Source organism: Muricoccus radiodurans (genome assembly GCF_050154705.1).
In the GTDB taxonomy this organism is placed as follows: domain Bacteria; phylum Pseudomonadota; class Alphaproteobacteria; order Acetobacterales; family Acetobacteraceae; genus Roseomonas; species Roseomonas radiodurans.
Genome location: NZ_CP189561.1, coordinates 842,656 through 863,492, shown reverse-complemented (window position 1 = coordinate 863,492; position 20,837 = coordinate 842,656). Strand labels below are relative to the sequence as shown.

Genomic DNA, 20,837 nt, shown 5'->3' with positions numbered 1-20,837 from the left:
CCGGCCCGGGTGCCGTCCGGGTTCAGGAAGCGGCCGTCCGGGCCGCGCCGGGACGGGGTCCTCAGCGCCCGGTCTTCACAGCTTGACCGGCACGCCGAGGTCGCCGGCGAGGTCCATGACGAACTGCCAGGCCACGCGGCCCGAGCGGCCGCCGCGGGTGACCGTCCACTCCTTGGCGCGGGCGTGCAGGTCGTCGCGGGAGATCGGGAGGCGGAACGCGTCGGCGTAGCCCTCGACCATGGCGAGGTAGGTGGGCTGGTCGCAGTTGTGGAAGCCGATCCAGAGGCCGAAGCGGTCGGAGAGGGAGACCTTCTCCTCCACGGCCTCGTTCGGGTTGATGGCGGTGCTGCGCTCGTTCTCAATCATGTCGCGCGGCATGAGGTGGCGGCGGTTCGAGGTGGCGTAGAAGAGGACGTTGGGCGGGCGACCGGCGATGCCGCCGTCCAGCACGGATTTGAGGGCCTTGTAGTCGGCGTCCTCGCGCTCGAAGGACAGGTCGTCGCAGAAGACGAGGGCGCGGCGGGGCTGGTCTCGAAGGTGTTCGAGGAGGTCGGGGAGGGTGCGGATGTCTTCCCGCGCGATCTCGATCAGGGCGAGGCTGCCCGGGGTCTCCGCGTTCGCGGCGGCGTGGGCGGCCTTGACCAGGGACGACTTGCCCATGCCCCGGGCACCCCAGAGCATCGCGTTGTTGGCCGGCAGCCCGCGGGCGAAGCGGCGCGTGTTCTCCAGGAGGAGCGACTTCTGGCGGTCCACCCCCTGGAGAAGGACGATGTCCACGGCCGAGACGCGGCGGACGGGGGAGAGGCGGGGTAGCGGGGTCGGGTGCCAGATGAAGGCGTCGGCGCCCTGGAGGCTCGGCGGCGGCGGAGGCGGCGGGGCAAGGCGCTCCAGCGCGTCCGCGATGCGGGTGAGGGTGGCTTCGCTCATGGGGCTGGAAATGGGCCTTGGCTTGACGGCGGGGGTCGGGCGGTTAGGTTCCGCCGCGTCTTTGGCACCCCTGACCGCAGCACGGAAGCCCAGCCCCCATGTTCATCTCCCCGGCCTATGCCCAGGACGCGGCCGCGGGCGGCGCGACCGCCATGCTGATGCAGTTCGCGCCGCTGATCCTCATCTTCATCGTGTTCTACTTCATCCTCATCCGGCCGCAGCAGCGGAAGATGAAGGACCACCGGGACATGCTCGTGCAGCTGAAGCGCGGGGACCGGATCGTCACGGGCGGCGGGCTGGTGGCCACCATCACCCGCGTGAAGGAGGGCTCCGACGAGATCGAGGCGGAGATTGCGCCGGGGGTGAAGGTGACGGTCGTGCGCGGCACCATCGGCAGCGTCATCCGGCCGCAGGCGGCGAACGACGCGGCACCGGCGAAGGGCTGAGGCGCAGCGCCGCCAGCCAGGCGGACGATCCATCGGGCACTCCCACCCGTGATCGGGGGCGGGGGTGCCGGATCGTTGCCGCGAGCGGCCTTGCTCACCCATGATGCGTCCCGGATCGTTCCGGGGAGGACATCATGAACGAAGCATCCGCGCGTCTGGACATGCTCCAGATGATTGTCAGCGTGCTGTTGAAGGCAGCGGACGAGAGGACGCGCGAGGGGGTGAGGGAACGCCTCCTCTCGCTGGAGGCCAACGCCCACAGCATCTATGTGGGCGATGAGGCGGACCTGAATCGCCGCCTGGCCGCCGATATGCTCGAGTTCCTCGGGCTGCGTTCCGCCGAGGCGGACGCCGCCTGATCCGGCTGCCGGGCGGCGTGCCGCCCGGCGCTGGCCGACGGCCGGGGGTGGGCCGGGCGCCTTTCGACGCCCGGGTTTCTTCAGGCCGTCTGGCCCGACTTCAGGCCGCCCTTGTCGAGCAGGGACGCCACGAACTCCCAGTTCACCAGCTTGTCGAGCCAGTTGGTGAGGTAGTCCGGCCGGCGGTTGCGGAAGTCGAGGTAGTAGGAGTGCTCCCACACGTCGACGCCGAGCAGGGGCGTGCCCTCGCCGGTCGCGATCGGGTTGGAGCCGTTCGGCGTCTTCGTGATCTTGAGCTTGCCGGAGGCGTCCTGGATCAGCCAGGCCCAGCCGGAGCCGAACTGCGTCACGCCGGCCTGCTTGAAGTCTTCCTTGAACTTCGTCAGGCCGCCGAGGTCGCTGTCGATCTTCGACGCGAGCGCGCCGGGGATCTTGTCGTCGCCGCCGGAGGGCGACATCACCTGCCAGAACAGGAGGTGGTTCCAGTGCTGGCCGGCCTGGTTGAGCACGGGCAGCCCGTCGGCCCCGGCCTTGCCGGCATCGGCGACAATCTGCTCCAGCGTCTTGCCCTGCAGGCCCTTGCTCTCGATGAGGCCGTTCAGCGCGGTGACATAGGCCTGGTGGTGTTTGCCGTGGTGCAGCTCGAGCGTCTCCTGCTGCATGCCGCGGGCGGCCAGGGCCCCGGCATCATAGGGCAGCGGCGGCAGGCTGAAGGGCATCGGGCTTCTCCGTTTCTGGTGGATTCGCGGCGGCAATGTCGCGCCGCGGGATCGGTCCGCCAAGGGCGGCCGGGCCGGACCTGGGACGGACCCGGCGCCGCTTCAACCGGCGGTGACGCGGGCGTGCACGGGTTCTCGGGCCGTTCCCCGCGCATTCTGGCGTGGGCGGTTGCGTCCGGGCGCGGTGCGGGCGAAGGGGCCGCATGGCCGAACCGACCGGGATTTCCGACATGGCTGCGCTCGCGCGGCGGCACGATCCGGACCGGTTCCTCTGCGCGCTCTTCGCGCCGGCCGCGGCGCGCGAGGCAGTTTTCGCGCTCATCGGGCTCAACCACGAACTCGCCCGGGCTCGGGAGGCCGCGCGGGAGCCCTTCATGGTGCTGATCCGGCTGCAATGGTGGCGCGACGTGGTGGAGGAGGCGGCACGCGGCGCGCCGGCGCGGCGGCACGAGGTGGCGGGGCCGCTCCACGCGGCGATCCGGGCGGGGACGCTGGATCCGCAGGCGTTGTTGGCGATGGTCGAGGGGCGAGAGGCGGAGGCGGAGGGGCCGCCCGCGGACCGGGAGGCGTTCTTCGCTGCCCTGCGCGGGACTGCGGGGAGGATCGCGGCGGAAATGGGCCGTGCCCTGGGGGCGCCGGACGGGTTCCGCGCTGCGCTGGAGACGGTTGGGGTGGCCTACGGCACGGCGGGCGTGCTGCGCAGCCTGCCCGTCCTCGCGGCACAGGGTCGGAACCCGCTACCGGTGGCAGAGCTGGAGGCTCTGGGCGGTTCCGCTTCCGGCGCCGTGCCGCTCGATGGGGCAGGGGTGGCCGGCTTGGCAGCATCGCTCGCGCGGGAGGCGCTGGGGCGGCTGGAGGCGGCCCGGGCGGGGCTGCGGGGGCTGCCACGAACGGCAATCGCGGCGGCGCTGCCGGGGGTACTCGCCCGCCGGGACCTCCGCCGCGTGCTTTCCGACGATTGGCGGCCGGGCCGTGCCAGCGGGCCACGCGGGATCGGAGATCGGCTGGCCGTGCTGGGAGCGGGGCTGGCGGGGCGGCTGTGACAGACGTGACCGGGGCGCGGGTGGTCGGACCACCGGGCGGGGAGTAAGGCAGCGGCGATCCGGCCCGGCTGCCCGGGCCCCTCGAGACGTGGAGGCGTGCCATGGGGCTCGCTGAGTTGAAAACCGCGTTCCCGGACCGGCCCCTGACGCTGCGCGCGCCGATCCGGACCTGGACCAACTGGTTCTTCGGGCTGATCCTGCTGGCGATGCCGATCGGGCTGGGCTGGTGGGGCAGCCAGGCCATCGTGCCGACGCTGCTGACCGACATGGAGCTGCGCGCCGGGGCGGTGCCCGTGCAGGGACAGGTGCGCGGAAGCTGCCGCTCGAAGTACGGGCTGCTGCAGACCTGCGACATGGTGGTCACCGCGGGACGCACGAAGGACGGCGGGAGCTTCGAGCAGTCGCTGGAGTACATCTTCGTGGACCCGCACATAGTCAGCTACACCGTGCAGGTGATGGCCGACCCGACGCGGCCCGGCGTGCTCACGACCGACATGGGGCTGAACAACATCACGAGCCGGGCGGTGACCTTCGGGGTTATGGCGCTGCTGGCGCTGGGCGCGGGGATCGGCGGGATCAACCTGATGCTGACCGGCGGCAAGGCGAAGCGACGGCTGCGGGAGATGTCCGGAAAGCGCCTGACGCCGGTGCCGTCCTTCGTGGGTCGTGACCGCGAGGGCTGGGTGGTGACGCCGGTGGACGGGGGCGCGACCTCCCGCTGGCAGTTGCCGAAGAAGGCGGAGCCCTTCTGGCTGGACCCGCAGCACGGGATCGCGCTCGGCGTCTCCGTGCCGGGTGCGGCGGTCTTCCCGCTCGACAAGGATTTGAGCTGGGCGGATCTGAATGATCAGGAGCGCGCCCGGCTGCGGGCGGTGGCTGCTCCGGCGGGCTGATCACGCGCCGCACGGATCGGGGCTGACCGGGGCGTCGCATCCACTCGGCGTGACGGCCGAATGCTCTGACCAGCGTCCCCGATGCCGCGCGGCCGGCGGGGACCGCGAGTCCTTCCTTCCACATCAGGGATCGTCATGCATGCCGGCGAACGACGCGGAATTCCAGGGCGCTGCGCGCGCATCGGGCTATGACTATGCGCGCGGCTACATGCCCGGAAAGCCGACGCCGACGGGAGGGATTACCTATCCCAGCGAGGTGAAGATCCCGAAGGGCACGGTGCTCATCCGCATCGGGCATTCGCGCTACGACGACGGTTCGCCCATGCCGGATTGGGTGAACTTGACGTCGCCCTGGTGGATGACCTCCGGCACCTTCCTGGAAATCGTGGGGCGGGGCGAGGACGCCGGAACGGACATGCAGCACATGTTCCGGATGAAGCTCGCGCTGACGCCGGATTTCGGCGTGTCGGACACGATCTTCTGGGTGGTCACGAAGACGAGCCTACGGGCCTGGAATGGGCGGGCACGGCCCGTCATGGAGGACCCGGATCCGGCGGTGCGAGAGAAGAAGGGACGGCCGCTGGCCTGGCTGGGCGGCTTCGAGATCGCGCAGAACTACGTGCCGGGGCTGCGGGACTTCAAGGCGAGGTGCCCGACGCGCTGCGCCCTCGACAGCTTCGAGGTGCTGCCGAAAGTGCCGGTCACGCGCTACGCGGCGCTCCGCAACGGCGGGTTCACCACCATCAAGTGGCCCTGGCCGGCGTGACGGGCCGGGATCAGCGGAAGTCGAACTCCTCGGCGATCACGCGATCGGGCGAGACGCCGAGAGCCTGGAACTGCTGCTTCAGGCCCTGCACGAAGCGGGCGTTGCCGCAGAGCATCACGGCGTAGTCGCCGAAGGGGGAGACCTCATCGACGATGGTGCGGGCCTTGATGTGCCCCTGCTTCCGCGTCTCCCAGAGCGTGTAGTCGATGTAGGAGTTCGTGTTGAGGTAGGTGTCCCGGATCTCCGGCTCGAAGGCGGCGTCGTCGGCGTTCGGAACGATGTAGTAGAGCCAGATGCGGCGGAAATCGTTGTTGGTCCGCTCGAAGGCGAGCATCGAGAGGAAGGGCGTGATGCCGATCCCCGCGCCGATCAGGACGAGGCGGCGATGCTTCACGAAGGCGTTCGGCGTGAAGATGCCGAAGGGACCGTACAGCGTGGCCCGGGCGCCCGGGGTGATCTTCTCCATCGACCGCGTCCAGTCGCCGAGGCGGCGGATGGAGAGGCGGAGGTCGCGCTCGACGGGGCTCGACGAGATGGAGAAGGGGTGGAGCTCGCCCGAGACTCCCTTCGCGGCGCGGAGGGCGATGAAGACGAAGGTGCCGGGGTCGTAGATCATGCGGCGGTCGACCGGGCGCATGACGAGGTCGGTGATGCCGCCGTTGCGGTGTATCACGTCCCCGACCTCGTACTCGTAGCGAGGGCCGAAGCGACGGAAGAGCACGACGCGGTAGAACCAGGCCACCACGCCGACCAGGACGAGCAGGGCGATCCAGGAGCGCAGGGGCTCGTAGTGGCGCACGCTGCTGCCGATGACGAAGAGGTGGACCGCCGAGCCGACGAAGAGCGGGCCGACGAGGCGGTGGAGCCAGATCCAGGGCTCGTATTTCAGGCTGCGGGAATAGGCGAGGGCGCCGAGGACCACGAGGCCCCAGAAGGTCAGGACGTAAGGGGTGCGGGTCTCCGGCGCATAGAACGGGATGACCTGCGGCAGGATCGGGTAGCCCCGGCTGAGCCAGTGGATGACGAGCAGCAGCACGTGGCCGACGAGGAGGAGGACAGAGGCGGGGCCGACGGCGCGGTGGAAGCGGATCGCCCCGTCGAGGCCGCCGAAGAAGGGTTCCAGCATCCGTGCCCGGGTGCCGGCGAGCAGGGCGATGGACATCAGCGCGAGGGATTCCAGCGAGACGAGCTGGGACGCGGCGATCCAGAACGGTGGGAAGCCGGGCTGCTGGCCCCCGAGCTTGGCACCCGCCCAGAGGAGGGCGGTGATGGCGATGACAAGGCCGGTGAGGATCCAGGGGGCGCGACGAGGCTTCACGCGCGCGCCTTCCCCGGCCGCCAGGTGGCGGCGCTGCGATCGGACGGCACCAGAGTCAGGCGCGCTTGCGGCGCTTCGGCTCGGCGGCCGCGGGCGCGCGACCTTCGAGGAGTGGCGCGAGGAAGCGGCCGGTGTGGCTCTCGGGGTTGGCGGCGACCTGTTCGGGCGTCCCCTCCGCGACGACTCGGCCGCCGCCCTCTCCGCCCTCGGGGCCCATGTCGAGGATCCAGTCGGCGGTCTTGATGACCTCCAGGTTGTGCTCGATCACGACGACGGTGTTGCCTTGGGCGACGAGGGCATGAAGGACCTCCAGCAGCTTGCGGACGTCTTCAAAATGAAGCCCGGTCGTCGGTTCGTCCAGGATGTAGAGGGTTCGGCCGGTGGCGCGGCGCGATAGCTCTTTCGCGAGCTTGATGCGCTGGGCCTCGCCGCCCGAGAGCGTCGTGGCCTGCTGTCCGAGGTGGATGTAGCCGAGGCCAACCTCGGACAGGACCTTCAGCTTGTCGCGGATGGCGGGGACGGCGGAGAAGAACTCCAGCCCTTCGGTCACGGTCATGTCCAGCACGTCCGAGATGGACTTGCCGCGGAACTTCACTTCCAGCGTCTCGCGGTTGTAGCGCTTGCCTTTGCAGGTGTCGCAGGTGACGTAGACGTCCGGCAGGAAGTGCATCTCGATCTTGATGAGGCCGTCGCCCTGGCAGGCCTCGCAGCGGCCACCCTTCACGTTGAAGGAGAAGCGGCCGGACTTGTAGCCGCGGGCCCGGCTGTCCGGCAGCTCGGCGAACCAGTCGCGGATCGGGGCGAACAATCCCGTGTAGGTCGCGGGGTTGGAGCGCGGGGTGCGGCCGATCGGCGACTGATCGATGTCGATGATCTTGTCGAGGTGCTCCAGGCCCTCGATCCGGTCATGGGCCGAGGGCACGGTGCCGGCGCCCATCAGGCGGCGGGCGGCGGCCTTGTAGAGGGTCTCGATCACCAGGGTGGACTTGCCGCCGCCGGAGACGCCGGTGACGCAGGCGAAGGTGCCGATGGGGAGCGCGGCCGTGACCTTCTTGAGGTTGTTGCCGGTGGCGCCGACGACGCGGAGCATCCGCTTGGGGTCCGGCGCGCGGCGGGCGGCGGGGACCTCGATCTTCCGGCGGCCGGAGAGATAGGCCCCGGTGAGGCTTTCCGGGTTGGCCTGGACCTCCTGCGGGGTGCCCTGCGCGATGATCTGGCCGCCGCCCTTGCCGGCCGCGGGGCCGATGTCCACCAGCCAGTCGGCGGCGCGGATCGCGTCCTCGTCGTGCTCCACCACGAGAACCGTGTTGCCGAGGTCGCGGAGCCGGCGGAGGGTGGCCAGAAGGCGCTCGTTGTCACGCTGGTGGAGGCCGATGGAGGGCTCGTCCAGGACGTAGAGGACGCCGGTCAAGCCACTGCCGATCTGGGAGGCCAGGCGGATGCGCTGGGATTCGCCGCCGGAGAGGGTGGCGCTGCCGCGAGCGAGGGAGAGGTAGTCCAGGCCGACATCCACGAGGAAGCGCAGGCGGTCGTTGATCTCCCTCAGGATCCGTCGGGCGATTTCCTGGCGCTGGGCAGTGAGGGTGTCGAACACCGTGGCGAACCAGGCCATCGCCTTGCGGATGGAGAGGTCGGACGCCTCACCGATGTTGAGGTCGGCGATCTTCACCGCCAGGGATTGCGGCTTGAGGCGAAAGCCCTTGCAGGCGTGGCAGGGACGCTGGGACTGGTAGCGGGTCAGCTCCTCCCGCACCCAGGGGTTGTCGGTCTCGCGCAGGCGCCGCTCGAGGTTGGGGATCACGCCCTCGAACGGCTTCTTCACCTCGTAGGCGCGGAGGCCGTCCTTGTAGCGGAGGGTGACGACGTCCGATGTGCCGTGAAGAATGGACTCCCGGATCGCCGGCTTCAGGTCGGACCATGCGGTGGTCATCGGGACCTTGAAGTGCCGGGCAAGGCTCTCGAGGGTCTGATCGTAATAGGGGGAGGAGGCACCGGTCCAGGGCGCGACGGCGCCGTCGTTCAGGGCCTTGTCGTCGTCGGGCACCACCAGGGCCGCGTCGAAGAAGGTCTCAGTGCCCAGCCCATCGCATTCGGGGCAGGCGCCCTGGGGCGAGTTGAAGGAGAAGAGCCGGGGCTCGATCTCCTCGATGGTGAAGCCGGAGACAGGGCAGGCGAAGCGGGAGGAGAAGACGGTGCGCTCGCCGTTGTCGGCCCCCTCGACGTAGGCGATCCCGTCGGCCAGGCCGAGGGCCGTCTCGAAGCTGTCGGCGAGGCGCTGCTGGGTGCCTTCCCGCACCACGACGCGGTCCACCACCACCTCGATGTCGTGTTTCTTCTTCTTGTCGAGGTTCGGCACCTCCTCGATGCGGTAGAGGGTGCCGTTGACCTTCACGCGCTCGAAGCCGCGGCGCTGGATCTCGGAGAACTCCTTCTTCCATTCGCCCTTCCGGCCCCGGGAGACGGGGGCGAGGACGAGGAGGCGCGTGCCCTCCGGCATCGCCATGACGCGGTCCACCATCTGGGACACCGACTGGGCCTCGATCGGCAGCCCGGTTGCCGGGGAGTAAGGCACGCCGACGCGGGCCCAGAGGAGGCGCATGTAGTCCGCGATTTCCGTCACCGTGCCGACGGTCGAGCGCGGGTTGTGGGAGGTCGTCTTCTGCTCGATCGAGATGGCGGGTGAGAGGCCCTCGATGCTGTCCACGTCGGGCTTCGACTGGAGCTCCAGGAACTGCCGGGCATAGGCCGAGAGGGACTCGACGTAGCGGCGCTGCCCCTCGGCGTAGATCGTGTCGAAGGCGAGGGACGACTTGCCGGAGCCGGACAGGCCGGTGATGACCGTCAGGGTGTTCTTCGGCAGGTCCAGGTCGAGGTTCTTGAGGTTGTGCTCCCGGGCGCCGCGGATGCGGATCTGGCCGCCGGAGGTGTCGAGGCTGCCCCGTTCCGAGAGGCGGTTCGCGGTGCTGTCCGTGATGCTTTCAGGCACGATTTCCGCCGATCGTTCGCATTGTGTTCCGGGGGTTCTGACACCATATGACCGCCTCGGGAAGGGGTCGCCGGGGGGCGCCCCTGACCGGTCCCCGCGAGGGGCCCTCCGGGGGGTGGCTCTGCCGCCGCCCGGGGGGTATTTTGCCCCTCCGCCGGCCCCCGAGGTCACGCGGCGATACGGGCTCCGAGACCGGAATGATGTGGCGGCGGGACGATCCCGGCGCGAGGCGAGGATTTGGGAATGGCCGGCAGCGTCAACAAGGTGATCATCCTCGGCACGCTGGGGAAGGACCCGGAGGTTCGGAACTTCCAGAATGGCGGCAAGGTCGTGAACCTGCGGGTGGCGACCAGCGAGCGCTACAAGGACCGCGAGGGCAACCAGCAGGAGCGGACCGAATGGCACTCGGTCGCGATCTTCAACGAGAAGCTGGGCGAGATCGCCGAGCGCTACCTGAAGAAGGGCAGCCAGGTTTATCTGGAGGGGCAGCTCGAGACCCGAAAGTGGACCACCCAGGAGGGGCAGGACCGGTATTCCACCGAGATCGTGCTGCGGCAGTTCCGGGGGGAGATGACGCTGATCGGCGGGCGGAACCAGGGCGGCGGCGGCGACGAGGCGGGCGGCGGTTATTCCGAGCGCTCCGGCGGCGGTGACCGGGGCGGGTTCGACCGTGGCGGCTCCTCCGGCGGCGGTGGCTATGGCGGTGGGTCCCGCGGCGGCGCGGGCGGGGGCAAGACGCCCGCGCGCAGCGGCGGGGGTGGCTGGGATGCACCCAAGGCCGACCTGGACGACGATATCCCGTTCTGATCGGGCGGCGCTGAACCCGGCCCCCTGAAGCATCTGGAAAGCGAGACGTGAGCGAGACGGAAGACGGCGACCGGCCGGACGAGACCGTGCCGGTGATGCTCGAGGAGGAGATGCGGCGCTCCTACCTCGATTACGCGATGAGCGTGATCGTGGCGCGCGCGCTGCCGGACGCGCGGGACGGGCTGAAGCCGGTGCATCGGCGCATCCTGTTCTCGATGCACGAATCCGGGTTCACGCCGGACAAGCCGCACCGCAAATCGGCCCGCGTGACGGGCGACGTGATGGGTAAGTATCACCCGCACGGTGACAGCGCGATCTACGACGCCATGGTGCGGATGGCGCAGCCCTTCTCCATGCGCGTGCCGTTGATCGACGGGCAGGGGAACTTCGGGTCGGTGGACGGCGATCCGCCGGCGGCGATGCGCTACACCGAGGCGCGGCTGGCGAAGGCGGCGGCGGCTCTGCTGAACGGGATCGACGAGGACACCGTCGATTTCGTGCCGAACTACGACGAGAGCGCGGAGGAGCCGCGCGTCCTGCCGGCCGCCTATCCGAACCTGCTGGTCAACGGGGCCAACGGCATCGCCGTGGGTATGGCGACGAACATCCCGACCCACAATCCGGGCGAGGTGATCGACGCCACGCTGGCGATGATCCGGGACCCGGACGTGTCGTTGGACGAGCTGATCAAGATCATGCCGGGGCCGGACTTCCCGACGGGGGGGCTGATCCTCGGACGTGCCGGCATCCGGTCTGCCTTCGAGACCGGGCGCGGCTCCATCCCCGTGCGGGCGCGGGCCGAGATCGAGGAGATGCGCGGCGGCCGCCAGGCGATCGTCGTGACCGAGATTCCGTACCAAGTGAACAAGGCGACGCTGATCGAGCGGATCGCGGAACTGGCGCGAGCGAAGCAGGTGGAGGGCATCTCCGACCTGCGGGACGAGAGCGACCGCGACGGCATGCGGATCGTCGTCGAAATCAAGAAGGACGCGACGGCGGAGGTGGTGCTGAACCAGCTCTACCGCCATACGAACCTGCAGACCTCTTTCGCCGTGAACTTCCTCGCGCTCGACGACGGCACGCCGCGGCAGATGGGGCTGCGGGACGCGCTGTCCGTCTTCATCCGGTTCCGGGAGGAGGTGATCTCCCGTCGGTCCCGGTTCCGGCTGAACAAGGCGCGGGACCGCGGGCACATCCTGATCGGCCTGGCCATCGCGGTGGCCAATATCGACGAGGTCATCCGGATCATCCGCCAGTCGCCCGATGCCAACACGGCGCGCGAGGCGCTGATGGCGAAGGACTGGCCAGCCGGCGACATCGGGGCGTTGCTGGCGCTGGTGGACGATGCTGGAAACGTCGTGGTGGACGACACCGTGCGGCTGACCGAGGCGCAGGCGCGCGGGATCCTTGACCTGCGGCTGCAGCGCCTGACGGGTCTCGAGCGGGAGAAGATCGCGGCCGAGCTGGACGAGGTCGCGGCCCGGATCCGGGAGTTGCTGGAGATCCTGTCCTCCCGGCCGCGGCGGCTGGAGCTGATGGCGCAGGAGCTGGCGGAGGTTCGGGCGCAGATCGCCACTCCGCGGATGACCGAGATCGTGGACGGGGTCGCGGATCAGGACGATGAGAGCCTGATCGAGCCGGGGCTGATGGTCGTCACCCTGACGCGCGACGGCTATGTGAAGCGGACGCCGTTGGAGACCTTCCGTGCACAGAACCGCGGCGGGCGTGGGCGCAGCGCGGCGGGGACGCGGGAGGATGACGTCGTCATCCGCTCCTTCAACGCGCACACGCACCAGCACGTGCTGTTTTTCACGAGCCGCGGCATGGCCTTCCGGGAGAAGGTCTGGAAGCTGCCGGAGGCGGGGCCGACGGCACGGGGACGCTCCCTCCGTCAGCTGCTTCAGCTACAGGACGGCGAGCAGGTCACCGCCGTGCTGCCGCTGCCGCAGGATGAGAGCCTGTGGGAGAACTTGCACCTCGTTTTCGCGACGGAGTCGGGCAACGTTCGTCGCAACCGCCTCTCGGACTTCCGCAATGTCCGCGCCGCGGGTCTCATCGCGATGAAGCTGGATGAGGGCGACAGCCTGGTCGGCGTGCAGACCTGCCGGGAAGGCGATGACATCCTGCTTGCCACCCGGCTGGGGCGCGGCATCCGCTTCACGGCCGAGGAGGGCGTCCTGCGCGTCTTCGCGGGGCGCGACTCGACGGGGGTACGGGGCATCCGGCTGGTGGGCAAGGGCGACGCGGTGATCGCACTGTCGGTGCTTCGCAACGTCCCGGCCACGCCGGGCGAGCGGGCGGCCTATCTCAAGCTCTCGGCCGGCCGACGCCGTGCGCAGGGCGAGGTGACTGCCGAAGAGGCCGCCGAAGCCACCGCATCGGCGGAGGCCAGCGCGGCCGCCGAGGAGGGTGCCGAGGCGGCCGAGGAGGTGTCCCTCAGCGACGAGCGCGCGCAGGAGCTGACCGAGGCGGAGGAGATCCTTCTTGTCGTGACCGATACGGGCTTCGGCAAGCGGGCTTCGGCCTACGAATACCGCCGCACCGGCCGTGGCGGGCAGGGGATCACGAGCATCCCGCTCGGCCGCAACAAGGGCCATGCGGTGGTCGCGACCTTCCCTGTCCGCCCGGGGGACGACGTGATGCTGGTGACCGACAACGGCCGCCTCATCCGGATGCCGGCCGACCAGGTCCGCGTCATGGGCCGTCAGGCCGCGGGGGTGACCCTGTTCCGGCTGGACAAGGGCGAGGCAGTCACCTCCTGCTTCCCGGTGGTGGATCCGTCCGGCGACGGGAACGGGGCGGAGGCGTCCGATGCGTGAGCGGGTCGGGGTTTATCCCGGCACCTTCGATCCGGTGACGAACGGGCATCTCGACGTCATCCAGCGCGCGGCACGGCTGCTGGACCGGCTGGCCGTCGGGGTGGCGATCAATGCCGGAAAGGGGCCCGTGTTCCCGCTGGAGGAGCGGGTAGAGCTGGTCCGGGCCGAGACGGCGCCGATCGCCGCGGCGACGGGCTGCGCCATCTCCGTGGTTCCCTTCGAGGGACTGCTGGTGACCTTCGCGCGGGAGCAGGGCGCCGAGATGATCGTCCGCGGCCTGCGCGCTGTGTCCGACTTTGACTATGAGTACCAGATGGCGGGGATGAACCACCGGTTGGACCCGGGGGTCGAGACCGTGTTCTTGACGGCGAGCGAGACGAACCAGTTCATCTCGTCTCGTTTCGTAAAGGAAATCGCGCGGTTGGGAGGCGACATCTCGTCCTTCGTGCCGCAGTTGACGCTCGAGCGCACGCTGGCCCGCGTGCGTGACCAAGCCGGGGAGTGAACGCCGTGCGGCGACGGACCCTTCTGACCACCAGCATTGCGGCCCCCCTGGCCGCCACGGGAGTTCTGATGAGCGACGCAGCCAACAACGAGGCCGAGGCCCAGGCCAACGCCGAGAATACGCTCTACCTCGACCTGAAGGACGGTCGGGTGACGATCGAGCTGCGCCCGGACCTGGCGCCGCGGCATGTCGAGCGTATCCGGACGCTCGCGAACCAGGGCTTCTATGACAACACGCCGTTCCATCGCGTGATCGAGGGGTTCATGGCCCAGGGCGGCGACCCGACCGGCACTGGAACGGGCGGCAGCCAGATGCCGGATCTGCCGGCAGAGTTTACACCGGCCAACCGCGCCCGCTTCGTTCGCGGCACCTGCGGGATGGCGCGGACGCAGAACCCGAATTCAGCGAATTCCCAGTTCTTCATCATGTTCGCTCCGGCGGCGAGCCTGGACGGGCAGTACACGATCTGGGGGCGCGTCACGGCCGGAATGGAGGCAGTGGACAAGATCAAGCGCGGCGCCGGAAGCAGCGGAATGGTTCAGGGCCCGGACCGGATCGTTCGGATGCGCACGGCGAATGCCGGCTGAGGCTTGACGGCGTGAGCCCGCGTTTCCATAGGCAAGGCGCGGGCCTGTAGCTCAGTCGGTAGAGCACGAGACTTTTAATCTTGGGGTCCTGGGTTCGAGCCCCAGCGGGCCCACCAAGAAAACGAAGGCTTCCCGGACCAGGTGCCAGGAAGCCTTTTTCTTGTTTGGCGACGCGGCCAGGTCTCGAGCAAAGGCGAAAACGCTTCCTGTTTTGCTGGCATACGCATGTAGGGACGCGAGTTCTCTCGATGTCCGATATGTCGACCCCTTAAACGTTGCGGCCGAGCCCAGGGGCATCGATCCACGTCGGGTCTCATCGACCTGCCCGTAAGCTCTGCAGCACCAGGACATCGACGTCGAAGGCCATTCTATTCTGCGGCACGAACCGTCCAGAACGACCCGACGGGATTTTACACATTTCGTCAGGTCCAGGTGAAAGCCAATCTCCTTTCCTAAAAAGACGGGCCGTTTCAATCAGATATGTGTCCGCGCCACGCTGGCACGTAACGTGCGATCAACTGGCTGCGATGAAGCGCAATTCAGGAGGTCGTCCGCTTGACGAGTATTCGAAGACAGCTTGCTGCCTGCGTGGTTACGACATGCGTGGCATTGAGCCTCGGCGCGCCCGCGTCCTATGCCGCCCCCATCGGACTTTCAGGTCCGATCCAAACCTACGGCCCCGGCTTCGGAAATGCCCATCGTACGGCGGTGGAGACGTATCTTGAGGCCCTCACCGGTCTGAACATCGTCTTCCTCGGCCGTCTGGACGGTGGTGGTACGGTCACGGAGAATGGAGCCCTCACCGGGACTGGTGCAACGCTCACGGGAACCGGGCTTGGCACGAACGGGATCAATCCGGCCGGCACTTGGACGCTCAACCCGGGCACGTCGAACTTTCTCGTCGCGTTCCTGGAGATCAACGCGGGCAGCACCGGTCAGCTCTACGACGTTGTGCCAGACGCCGTGACCGGGTTCTGGAACACGAACGACATCTGCGTCGGCCGGAATTGCAACCACCCCAATCTCTCGCATCTCGACTTCTGGGGAGTTGTCGCAGCGACGCCCGTGCCAGAACCGGCCACCCTGGCGCTTTTCGGGGCTGGCCTGCTCGGCCTTGGCTTCGTTCGCCGCCGGACGGCGAAGGTGGGATGAATGAGGCACCGTCCGCGGAGGATGGTGTCTGGTTCGGTCACTTGGGCGGCAGGATTCCTGTCGCCCCGCCCCTCGGACCGCGGGGACGCCGCGTCGCCATCCACGAACGACGGACCGCGCCCTCGCGGGCTCCGGTCCGCCGCGCGGACGCCGCGACCCTGCCTTTGTTTTGCCGGGGAGGCCCGTCACCCTTCGTGAGCTTGGGCGGGTCCGGAGGCGGGCCTGGCAAGATCATCCCCCTGGGGCCGCTCCCCTTACGATGACGCCCAGGCCACCGCCTCTCTGCGGATGGCCGGGATGGGGGTCAGCGCGCCTGCTGCTCCGACCGTTCGAACTCCGCTACCACGGCGGAGCAGGGGGGCGCGTTCGAGGCGGACATCGCCTGCATGCCGTTCGCCATGCCCTCCGCGAAGCGCCGGGCGATCGGGCCGTCGTCGTCCTCCGACTCCATCTCGACGCCGACGTTCCGGAGAAGCTTGGTCATCAGCTCCTCCACCCGGTCATCCGGCAACTGGCAGGCGGAGGATGCTCCGGCAAACTGGCCCAGGCCGTAGACGAGCTCCATCTGGTTCTGAGCCCGCGCCGACGCGGACAGGGCAAGACCGGCCACGAGCGGCGCGGCCAGCAGACACATGAGTTTCATGGGCGATCCTGCAGAACGGCCGCGTCGCTTCGCGGTCCGTTCTCGAACACGTAACGGTGGCGCCGCACGCACGCCAGCCCCTCGTGGAGACCGGCGCCGTGGGCCGTTTCGGATCAGTCCATGCCGGCCGGCGTACCCGACGTCGGCCGGACGGGCCGGAACGCCTGGTCCGCCAGCGTGGGCGTGAGAATCGGGCGCGCATCGGCGAGGACGATCGGCTCCGGATCCCGGTAACCGCGGGGATGGGCGGCGTGCCAGGCCCAGGCCGTCCGGACGATGTTGTCGATGCTGCTGTGGCGCGGCTGCCAGCCGGTGGCCTTCTGCAAGGCCCCGCTTGAGGCGACGAGGATAGAGGGGTCCCCCTGCCGCCGTGGGCCGAAGCGGTGCGGCACGGGTCGCCCGGCCACGCGCTCCACAGCCGCAATCACCTCCTTCACCGAGCAGCCGTGGCCGCCGCCGACGTTGAACCGGCAGCTTCCGGCTCGGTCGAGGTGATCGAGGGCGAGGAGATGCGCCTCGGCGAGGTCCGTGACGTGGATGTAGTCGCGGATGGGGGTGCCATCTGGCGTGGGGTAGTCCTGCCCGAAGACGGTCAGTGCCGGGCCGTGGCCGAGAGCGGCGCGGATGGCGTTCGGGATCAGATGCGTCTCGGGGTCGTGGTCTTCTCCGATCCGGCCGGACGCGTCGGCTCCGGCGGCGTTGAAGTACCGCAGGCACGCGGAGCGGAGACCGTGCTGCCGATCGGCCCATTCGAGCGCCCGCTCCGCCATGCCCTTCGACTCGCCGTAGGCGGACGCAGGGCCGTAGGGCGTCTTCTCGTCGATCGGGGCATTGCTTCCCTGGCCGAAGAGGGCGGCCGTGGAGGAGAGGACAAAGCGGGTGCAACCGTGATCCACCGCGGCCTCCGCAAGGCGGGCCGTGTTGGCGAGGTTCTCCGCAAGATAGTGCAGAGGACGCTTCATGCTATCGCCCACCAGCGAGAGGGCGGCGAAGTGGAGCACGCCGTCAAAAGGTGCGCCGCGGAACACGTCCGTCAGCGCGCCCGGATCGGCGATGCTGCGAACGATGAGCGGCACGCCGGCGGGCAGGGAGGCGCGGTGGCCCTGGCTCAGGTTGTCGAGAACGACCACCTCGTCCCCACGGCGGTGTAGGGCGAGCACAACATGGCTGCCGACAAAACCGGCACCGCCGGTCACGAGGTATCGTGCCACGTCCTGGCTCCATTCTTGTTCTTCGGCCGTGGTTTACGGCCAAGCTGATACGGGCACCGGCGGTCCTGCCGCAGGGCCCTGCCGGGTCAGCGGCTCTCGCGAGCCGGTTCGTCCTGCGCGAGTCGCTCCGCCTCGGCTCCGGCCGAGAGGCGCGCCGCCTCTGATCGTTCCCAGGCCGTAGCAAAATCCATGCCGGAATTCACCTCGTCCGGCACGGATTCGCCGCGGTCGAAGGCCTCGAAGAGAGCGGTCTGGCGGGCGAGCTCGGCCGCCAGCGGGGCGTCCACGGGGCGGCGACCGTGCCGCACTGGCTCCATCTCGAAGAGACCGTTCGGGCAGTACCGGTCATTGTCCCAGCCCAGATGGGACACGATCGGGTAGAGGCAGATGCCCCCGACCGGGACGCCGGCCCGCATGGCGGCGCGGACCTCGTTGCAGACGTAGCGGAACCACGGTGCGCGGGGGCTACCCTCGATGCTCGTCTCCGACACGATCATCGGACGACGGTAGCGGGTCCAGGCGTCCATGAGCAGGTCGCGGAAGGGACGGTGGCGTGGATCGCCCATCCGGACGGTCTGGCCCGCGTCGCCCTCCCGCTCCCACTGGTTGTTCCAGTAGTAGTTGACGCCCTGGATGTCGAAGCCGTCAGGCCCACCGCCGAGCTCCGGCCAGTCCCGGCCGAGCAGGCCGTTCCAGGCATTCCACTGGGAATTGCCGTACGCGGAAGCCGTCTCGGCGTCCTCCGGACGGCGCGGGAAGACGTGGATCAGCGGGTCCACCGCGATCAGGCGAGTGCCTGGAACCGCGGCCCGGGCTGCCCGGCCGGCCGCGAGGGAGGCGGCCACGAGGCGCGCCTTCAACTCTCCGCCGCGATCACGCGTGCCCGGGTTGAAATAGGCGACCTCCCCTCCGGCCCAGGACCAGAAGGACATCTCGTTGACCGGGCAGATGATCGGGGGCTGCCCTTCTTCCTCCAGCGCGAGCCGGACGAAGGCGTCCGCGTAGCGCGCCAGCGCCTCGGCGAAGCCATCCTCCATCGGGTTCAGGTGGTCGGGGTGGCCGTAGTGGCAGAGATCCCAGGAGACGCGGACGCCAGCCTTCTTCGCCGCACGCATCAGCGGGATGACGGGCGACCAGTCGTAGCGGCCGGGCACACGCTCGATCAGGTGCCAACGCGCCCCGTCCCGCGCACCACGGATGCCATGGCGCGCGAGCGCAGCGTAGTCCTCCTCCGCCAGCAGGTCGTGGTGCGTGGAGGCGATCAGGTCCAGCCGCTTCCCGTCCGGGCGCCGGTGCGTGGAGCACTCGAAGCCGCCGAGGAAGAAGCTGGGGAAGGGGCGCGTCGTGCCCGTCTCCGGCGAAGCCAAGACTCAGTCTCCCGTCGCTGCCAGCTGCGGGATGTCATTGGCGGAGCGCGGCGGCACGCTCGCCTCGATCCGGCGGAACGTGGCCAGCGCCTGCGCGACGACCTGGTCCATGTTGTAGTAGCGATAGGTCGCGAGACGGCCGACGAACCAGACATCGGGCGTCGCGTCGGCCAGCGCCTCGTAACGCTTGTACAGTTCCTGGTTCTCGGGGCGCGGGACGGGGTAGTAGGGGTCGCCCTCGGCCGCCGGGAATTCGGTGGTGATGGTCGTCATCGGATGCACCTGTCCGGTCAGGTGCTTGTACTCGGAGATGCGGGTGTAGGGCACCTCCTCACCCGGAAAGTTCACCGTCCCGACCGGCTGATACCATTCCTGGTTCAGCGTCTCGTGCTTGAAGCGCAGCGAGCGGTACGGAAGCTTGCCGTGGCGATGGCCGAAGAACTCGTCCACCGGGCCGGTCCAGATGAGGCGGCGGTAGGGGATGCTGTCGCGCACGGCGCGGTAGTCCGTGCCCGTCATCACCGTGATGTTCGGGTGGTCCAGCATGCGCTTGAACATGGACGTGTAGCCGTCCAGCGGCATGAACTGATGCGTGTCGGTAAAGTACCGGTCGTCGTTGCTCGGGCGAGTCGGCACGCGGGAGGTGACGGACTTGTCGAGCTCCGACGGATCAAGGCCCCATTGCTTGCGCGTGTAGCCGCGGAAGAAGGTCTCGTAGAGCTCGCGGCCGACGCGGGAGACGACCACGTCCTCGGAGGAGCGGATCTCCGGCACGGTCTCGGCCCGCGACTGGAAGAAGGCTTCCACCTCCTCCTCGGTCGTGAGGGCGAGGTTGTTCAGCCGGTTCACCGTGGTGCGGTTGATCGGCATGGGCACGAGCTTGCCGTCCGCGACGCGCGCGAGGACGCGGTGCTCATAGGCCCGCCACTTCGTGAAACGCGAGAGATGGGCGAAAACCTGGTCGGAATTCGTGTGGAAGATGTGCGGGCCGTAGCGGTGCATGAGGATGCCCGCCGCATCATTCTCGTCGTAGGCATTGCCGGCGATGTGGTCGCGCCGGTCGATGACTGCGACACGTTCGCCCCGCACGGAGGCCAGGCGTTCGGCCAAGGTGGCGCCGGCGAATCCGGCGCCCACGACGAGCCAGTCAAACATGGTTGGGCCTCGCGACGGCAGAGGAGGAAACGGGGCCGCCGGACACGTCCTTGGCGGCGGCGGACTCGCGGATCAGACTCTCCATGGAGGACCAGATGCCGTCCCAGGAGCAGCGCGCGAGGCGGAGGTCGGCCTGCGGCCACCAGGACGCGCGTGGCTTCGCCATCTCGGCCTCGGCCGCAGCGATGAAAGAATCAGCGTCCGAGGCGATCGAGACGAGGCCGTCATGGCCGTAGTCGCGCACCACGTCGGTGATCGCGGTGGAGACCACGGGCACGCCGGCGGCGAGGTATTCCGGCGTCTTGGTCGGCGAGATGTAGCGGGTGGATTCGTTCAGTACGAAGGGCATGATCCCGCAATCCCAGCCCGCGAGGTAGGCCGGCAGCTCTGCCATGCTCTTGCCGCCCAGCCAGTGGATGTTCGGGTGGCGGGGAAGGGCGTTCTCGTCGATCTTCGCCGTGGGACCGATCATCACGACCGACCAGTCCGGCCGCCGCGCCGCGATGGCGTCGACGAGGTCTAGATCCATGCGTTCATCGATCACGCCGAACCAGCCAAGGCGCGGGCGCGGGATGGCCGCCTGATCAGCAGGTCCGGCCGCGTTCGCCAGCCGCGGGTCGCGGGCGGTGCCGAAGTGGTGCACGTCCACGCCGCTGGTGAACTGGTGCACGTGCGGATGCATTCCGCACTTTGCCTCGTACAGCGAACGACCGCCAGTGAAGACGAGGTCTGCCTGCTGCAGGAGGCGGCGCTCCAGCAGGGTCAGGCGCGGGGACGCGCCGCGAAACGCGGAGAGCTCGTCCATACAGTCATACACGGTGACGCGCGGATGCAGGTGGCCGGTGAAGGCGAGCGCCATCGGCGTGTAATACCAGGCGACGTCGGGCCTCGCCCCAGCGAGCAGTCCGTTCAGCAAGTCGCGCTGCGCGGAGTCCGCCGCGGCTTCGTCCATGTGATAAGGCAGGATCGGCGTCGCGACCGTCACGCCCTCTTCGGTGCGCCGGCTCTCGAGCCGCGGCAGATCGGGCGCGGGCGGCTGATACAACGGCTCCTCGAAAAAGATGACCCGGTGCGTTCGCGCCGCGCGCGTCAGGAGGTGCTGCGGCCGCTGGAAAACGAAGTTCCACCGGAGAT

General features: G+C 69.0%; 18 protein-coding genes, 1 tRNA gene and 1 pseudogene. 11 read left to right on the top strand and 9 right to left on the bottom strand.

Going from position 1 to position 20,837, the window contains the following annotated elements; genetic code table 11:
* Nucleotides 1-75 precede the first annotated feature (75 nt).
* Complete coding sequence (locus ACP6CK_RS04200; protein ID WP_426957549.1) at nucleotides 76-927, bottom strand: ATP-binding protein; 852 nt, start codon at nucleotides 925-927, stop codon at nucleotides 76-78.
* Between the two features lie 98 nt (nucleotides 928-1,025).
* On the opposite strand from ACP6CK_RS04200, the gene yajC reads away from it, so the two are divergent.
* Together yajC and ACP6CK_RS04190 are read left to right on the top strand one after the other, a co-directional pair.
* Entirely contained in the window at nucleotides 1,026-1,373 is a 348-nt protein-coding gene (gene yajC / locus ACP6CK_RS04195) for a preprotein translocase subunit YajC (protein WP_426957547.1), read from the top strand.
* Nucleotides 1,374-1,507: 134 nt separating this feature from the next.
* Nucleotides 1,508-1,732, top strand: a complete 225-nt coding sequence (locus ACP6CK_RS04190) for a hypothetical protein (protein ID WP_426957545.1) — start codon at nucleotides 1,508-1,510, stop codon at nucleotides 1,730-1,732.
* An 80-nt stretch (nucleotides 1,733-1,812) separates the two neighbouring features.
* Here the strand turns inward: ACP6CK_RS04190 and ACP6CK_RS04185 are convergent, their stop codons facing one another.
* Nucleotides 1,813-2,451, bottom strand: a complete 639-nt coding sequence (locus tag ACP6CK_RS04185; RefSeq protein ID WP_426957543.1) for a superoxide dismutase — start codon at nucleotides 2,449-2,451, stop codon at nucleotides 1,813-1,815.
* Between the two features lie 203 nt (nucleotides 2,452-2,654).
* On the opposite strand from ACP6CK_RS04185, the gene ACP6CK_RS04180 reads away from it, so the two are divergent.
* From ACP6CK_RS04180 to ACP6CK_RS04170, 3 genes are all read left to right on the top strand, one after another.
* Entirely contained in the window at nucleotides 2,655-3,494 is an 840-nt protein-coding gene (locus ACP6CK_RS04180) for a phytoene/squalene synthase family protein (protein WP_426957541.1), read from the top strand.
* Between the two features lie 101 nt (nucleotides 3,495-3,595).
* Nucleotides 3,596-4,387 carry a hypothetical protein gene (locus ACP6CK_RS04175; protein WP_426957539.1) on the top strand — a complete coding sequence of 264 codons (792 nt, stop codon included), beginning with the start codon at nucleotides 3,596-3,598 and terminating at the stop codon, nucleotides 4,385-4,387.
* A 139-nt stretch (nucleotides 4,388-4,526) separates the two neighbouring features.
* Nucleotides 4,527-5,153, top strand: a complete 627-nt coding sequence (locus ACP6CK_RS04170; protein WP_426957537.1) for a hypothetical protein — start codon at nucleotides 4,527-4,529, stop codon at nucleotides 5,151-5,153.
* A 10-nt stretch (nucleotides 5,154-5,163) separates the two neighbouring features.
* Here the strand turns inward: ACP6CK_RS04170 and ACP6CK_RS04165 are convergent, their stop codons facing one another.
* Both ACP6CK_RS04165 and uvrA read right to left on the bottom strand, forming a co-directional pair.
* Nucleotides 5,164-6,471, bottom strand: a complete 1,308-nt coding sequence (locus tag ACP6CK_RS04165) for a ferredoxin reductase family protein (RefSeq protein WP_426957535.1) — start codon at nucleotides 6,469-6,471, stop codon at nucleotides 5,164-5,166.
* 55 nt (nucleotides 6,472-6,526) lie between these two features.
* Nucleotides 6,527-9,382 carry an excinuclease ABC subunit UvrA gene (uvrA, locus tag ACP6CK_RS04160; RefSeq protein WP_426959866.1) on the bottom strand — a complete coding sequence of 952 codons (2,856 nt, stop codon included), beginning with the start codon at nucleotides 9,380-9,382 and terminating at the stop codon, nucleotides 6,527-6,529.
* Nucleotides 9,383-9,700: 318 nt separating this feature from the next.
* Here uvrA and ssb point away from each other — a divergent pair, with 318 nt between their 5' ends.
* The 6 genes and pseudogenes from ssb to ACP6CK_RS04130 all read left to right on the top strand — a co-directional run.
* Nucleotides 9,701-10,264 (top strand): single-stranded DNA-binding protein, encoded by a 564-nt coding sequence (gene ssb / locus ACP6CK_RS04155; RefSeq protein ID WP_426957533.1) that lies wholly within the window; start codon nucleotides 9,701-9,703, stop codon nucleotides 10,262-10,264.
* A gap of 95 nt (nucleotides 10,265-10,359) precedes the next feature.
* Nucleotides 10,360-13,083: a DNA gyrase subunit A gene (gene gyrA / locus ACP6CK_RS04150; protein WP_426959865.1), complete on the top strand. Its 2,724-nt coding sequence runs from the start codon at nucleotides 10,360-10,362 to the stop codon at nucleotides 13,081-13,083.
* A complete protein-coding gene (gene coaD / locus ACP6CK_RS04145) occupies nucleotides 13,076-13,588 on the top strand; it encodes a pantetheine-phosphate adenylyltransferase (protein ID WP_426957531.1) in 513 nt (170 codons plus the stop codon). Before gyrA ends, coaD begins: the two co-directional genes overlap by 8 nt.
* A 68-nt stretch (nucleotides 13,589-13,656) precedes the next feature.
* Nucleotides 13,657-14,175, top strand: a complete 519-nt coding sequence (locus ACP6CK_RS04140; RefSeq protein ID WP_426959863.1) for a peptidylprolyl isomerase — start codon at nucleotides 13,657-13,659, stop codon at nucleotides 14,173-14,175.
* A gap of 40 nt (nucleotides 14,176-14,215) precedes the next feature.
* Nucleotides 14,216-14,291 (top strand) — tRNA-Lys (locus tag ACP6CK_RS04135).
* Between the two features lie 946 nt (nucleotides 14,292-15,237).
* Nucleotides 15,238-15,327, top strand: a pseudogene (locus ACP6CK_RS04130) (PEP-CTERM sorting domain-containing protein); the annotation flags it as partial.
* A gap of 304 nt (nucleotides 15,328-15,631) precedes the next feature.
* On the opposite strand, the gene ACP6CK_RS04125 reads toward ACP6CK_RS04130, so the two are convergent.
* From ACP6CK_RS04125 to ACP6CK_RS04105, 5 genes are all read right to left on the bottom strand, one after another.
* On the bottom strand, nucleotides 15,632-15,970 hold the full coding sequence (locus ACP6CK_RS04125) for a hypothetical protein (RefSeq protein WP_426957529.1): 339 nt from the start codon (nucleotides 15,968-15,970) through the stop codon (nucleotides 15,632-15,634).
* A gap of 113 nt (nucleotides 15,971-16,083) precedes the next feature.
* Nucleotides 16,084-17,181 carry a UDP-glucose 4-epimerase GalE gene (galE, locus tag ACP6CK_RS04120; RefSeq protein WP_426957527.1) on the bottom strand — a complete coding sequence of 366 codons (1,098 nt, stop codon included), beginning with the start codon at nucleotides 17,179-17,181 and terminating at the stop codon, nucleotides 16,084-16,086.
* 86 nt (nucleotides 17,182-17,267) lie between these two features.
* Nucleotides 17,268-18,548, bottom strand: a complete 1,281-nt coding sequence (locus tag ACP6CK_RS04115) for a hypothetical protein (protein WP_426957525.1) — start codon at nucleotides 18,546-18,548, stop codon at nucleotides 17,268-17,270.
* Between the two features lie 3 nt (nucleotides 18,549-18,551).
* Nucleotides 18,552-19,703, bottom strand: coding sequence for a UDP-galactopyranose mutase (gene glf, locus ACP6CK_RS04110; RefSeq protein WP_426957523.1), 1,152 nt, complete (start codon nucleotides 19,701-19,703; stop codon nucleotides 18,552-18,554).
* The gene (locus ACP6CK_RS04105) at nucleotides 19,696-20,748 is read right to left on the bottom strand and encodes a glycosyltransferase (RefSeq protein WP_426957521.1); all 1,053 of its coding nucleotides are present in this window, start codon (nucleotides 20,746-20,748) and stop codon (nucleotides 19,696-19,698) included. The genes glf and ACP6CK_RS04105 overlap by 8 nt, the downstream gene beginning before the upstream one ends.
* Nucleotides 20,749-20,837: the final 89 nt, after the last annotated feature.

Bases quoted from the DNA above. Each gene is read 5' to 3' on its own strand.
- ssb (WP_426957533.1), top strand. From the start codon at position 9,701: ATGGCCGGCAGCGTCAACAAGGTGATCATCCTCGGCACGCTGGGGAAG.
- ACP6CK_RS04200 (WP_426957549.1), bottom strand. From the start codon at position 927: ATGAGCGAAGCCACCCTCACCCGCATCGCGGACGCGCTGGAGCGCCTT.
- ACP6CK_RS04180 (WP_426957541.1), top strand. From the start codon at position 2,655: ATGGCCGAACCGACCGGGATTTCCGACATGGCTGCGCTCGCGCGGCGG.
- ACP6CK_RS04125 (WP_426957529.1), bottom strand. From the start codon at position 15,970: ATGAAACTCATGTGTCTGCTGGCCGCGCCGCTCGTGGCCGGTCTTGCC.
- gyrA (WP_426959865.1), top strand. From the start codon at position 10,360: ATGCTCGAGGAGGAGATGCGGCGCTCCTACCTCGATTACGCGATGAGC.
- ACP6CK_RS04190 (WP_426957545.1), top strand. From the start codon at position 1,508: ATGAACGAAGCATCCGCGCGTCTGGACATGCTCCAGATGATTGTCAGC.
- ACP6CK_RS04185 (WP_426957543.1), bottom strand. From the start codon at position 2,451: ATGCCCTTCAGCCTGCCGCCGCTGCCCTATGATGCCGGGGCCCTGGCC.
- ACP6CK_RS04140 (WP_426959863.1), top strand. From the start codon at position 13,657: ATGAGCGACGCAGCCAACAACGAGGCCGAGGCCCAGGCCAACGCCGAG.
- coaD (WP_426957531.1), top strand. From the start codon at position 13,076: ATGCGTGAGCGGGTCGGGGTTTATCCCGGCACCTTCGATCCGGTGACG.
- ACP6CK_RS04170 (WP_426957537.1), top strand. From the start codon at position 4,527: ATGCCGGCGAACGACGCGGAATTCCAGGGCGCTGCGCGCGCATCGGGC.
- ACP6CK_RS04175 (WP_426957539.1), top strand. From the start codon at position 3,596: ATGGGGCTCGCTGAGTTGAAAACCGCGTTCCCGGACCGGCCCCTGACG.
- glf (WP_426957523.1), bottom strand. From the start codon at position 19,703: ATGTTTGACTGGCTCGTCGTGGGCGCCGGATTCGCCGGCGCCACCTTG.
- yajC (WP_426957547.1), top strand. From the start codon at position 1,026: ATGTTCATCTCCCCGGCCTATGCCCAGGACGCGGCCGCGGGCGGCGCG.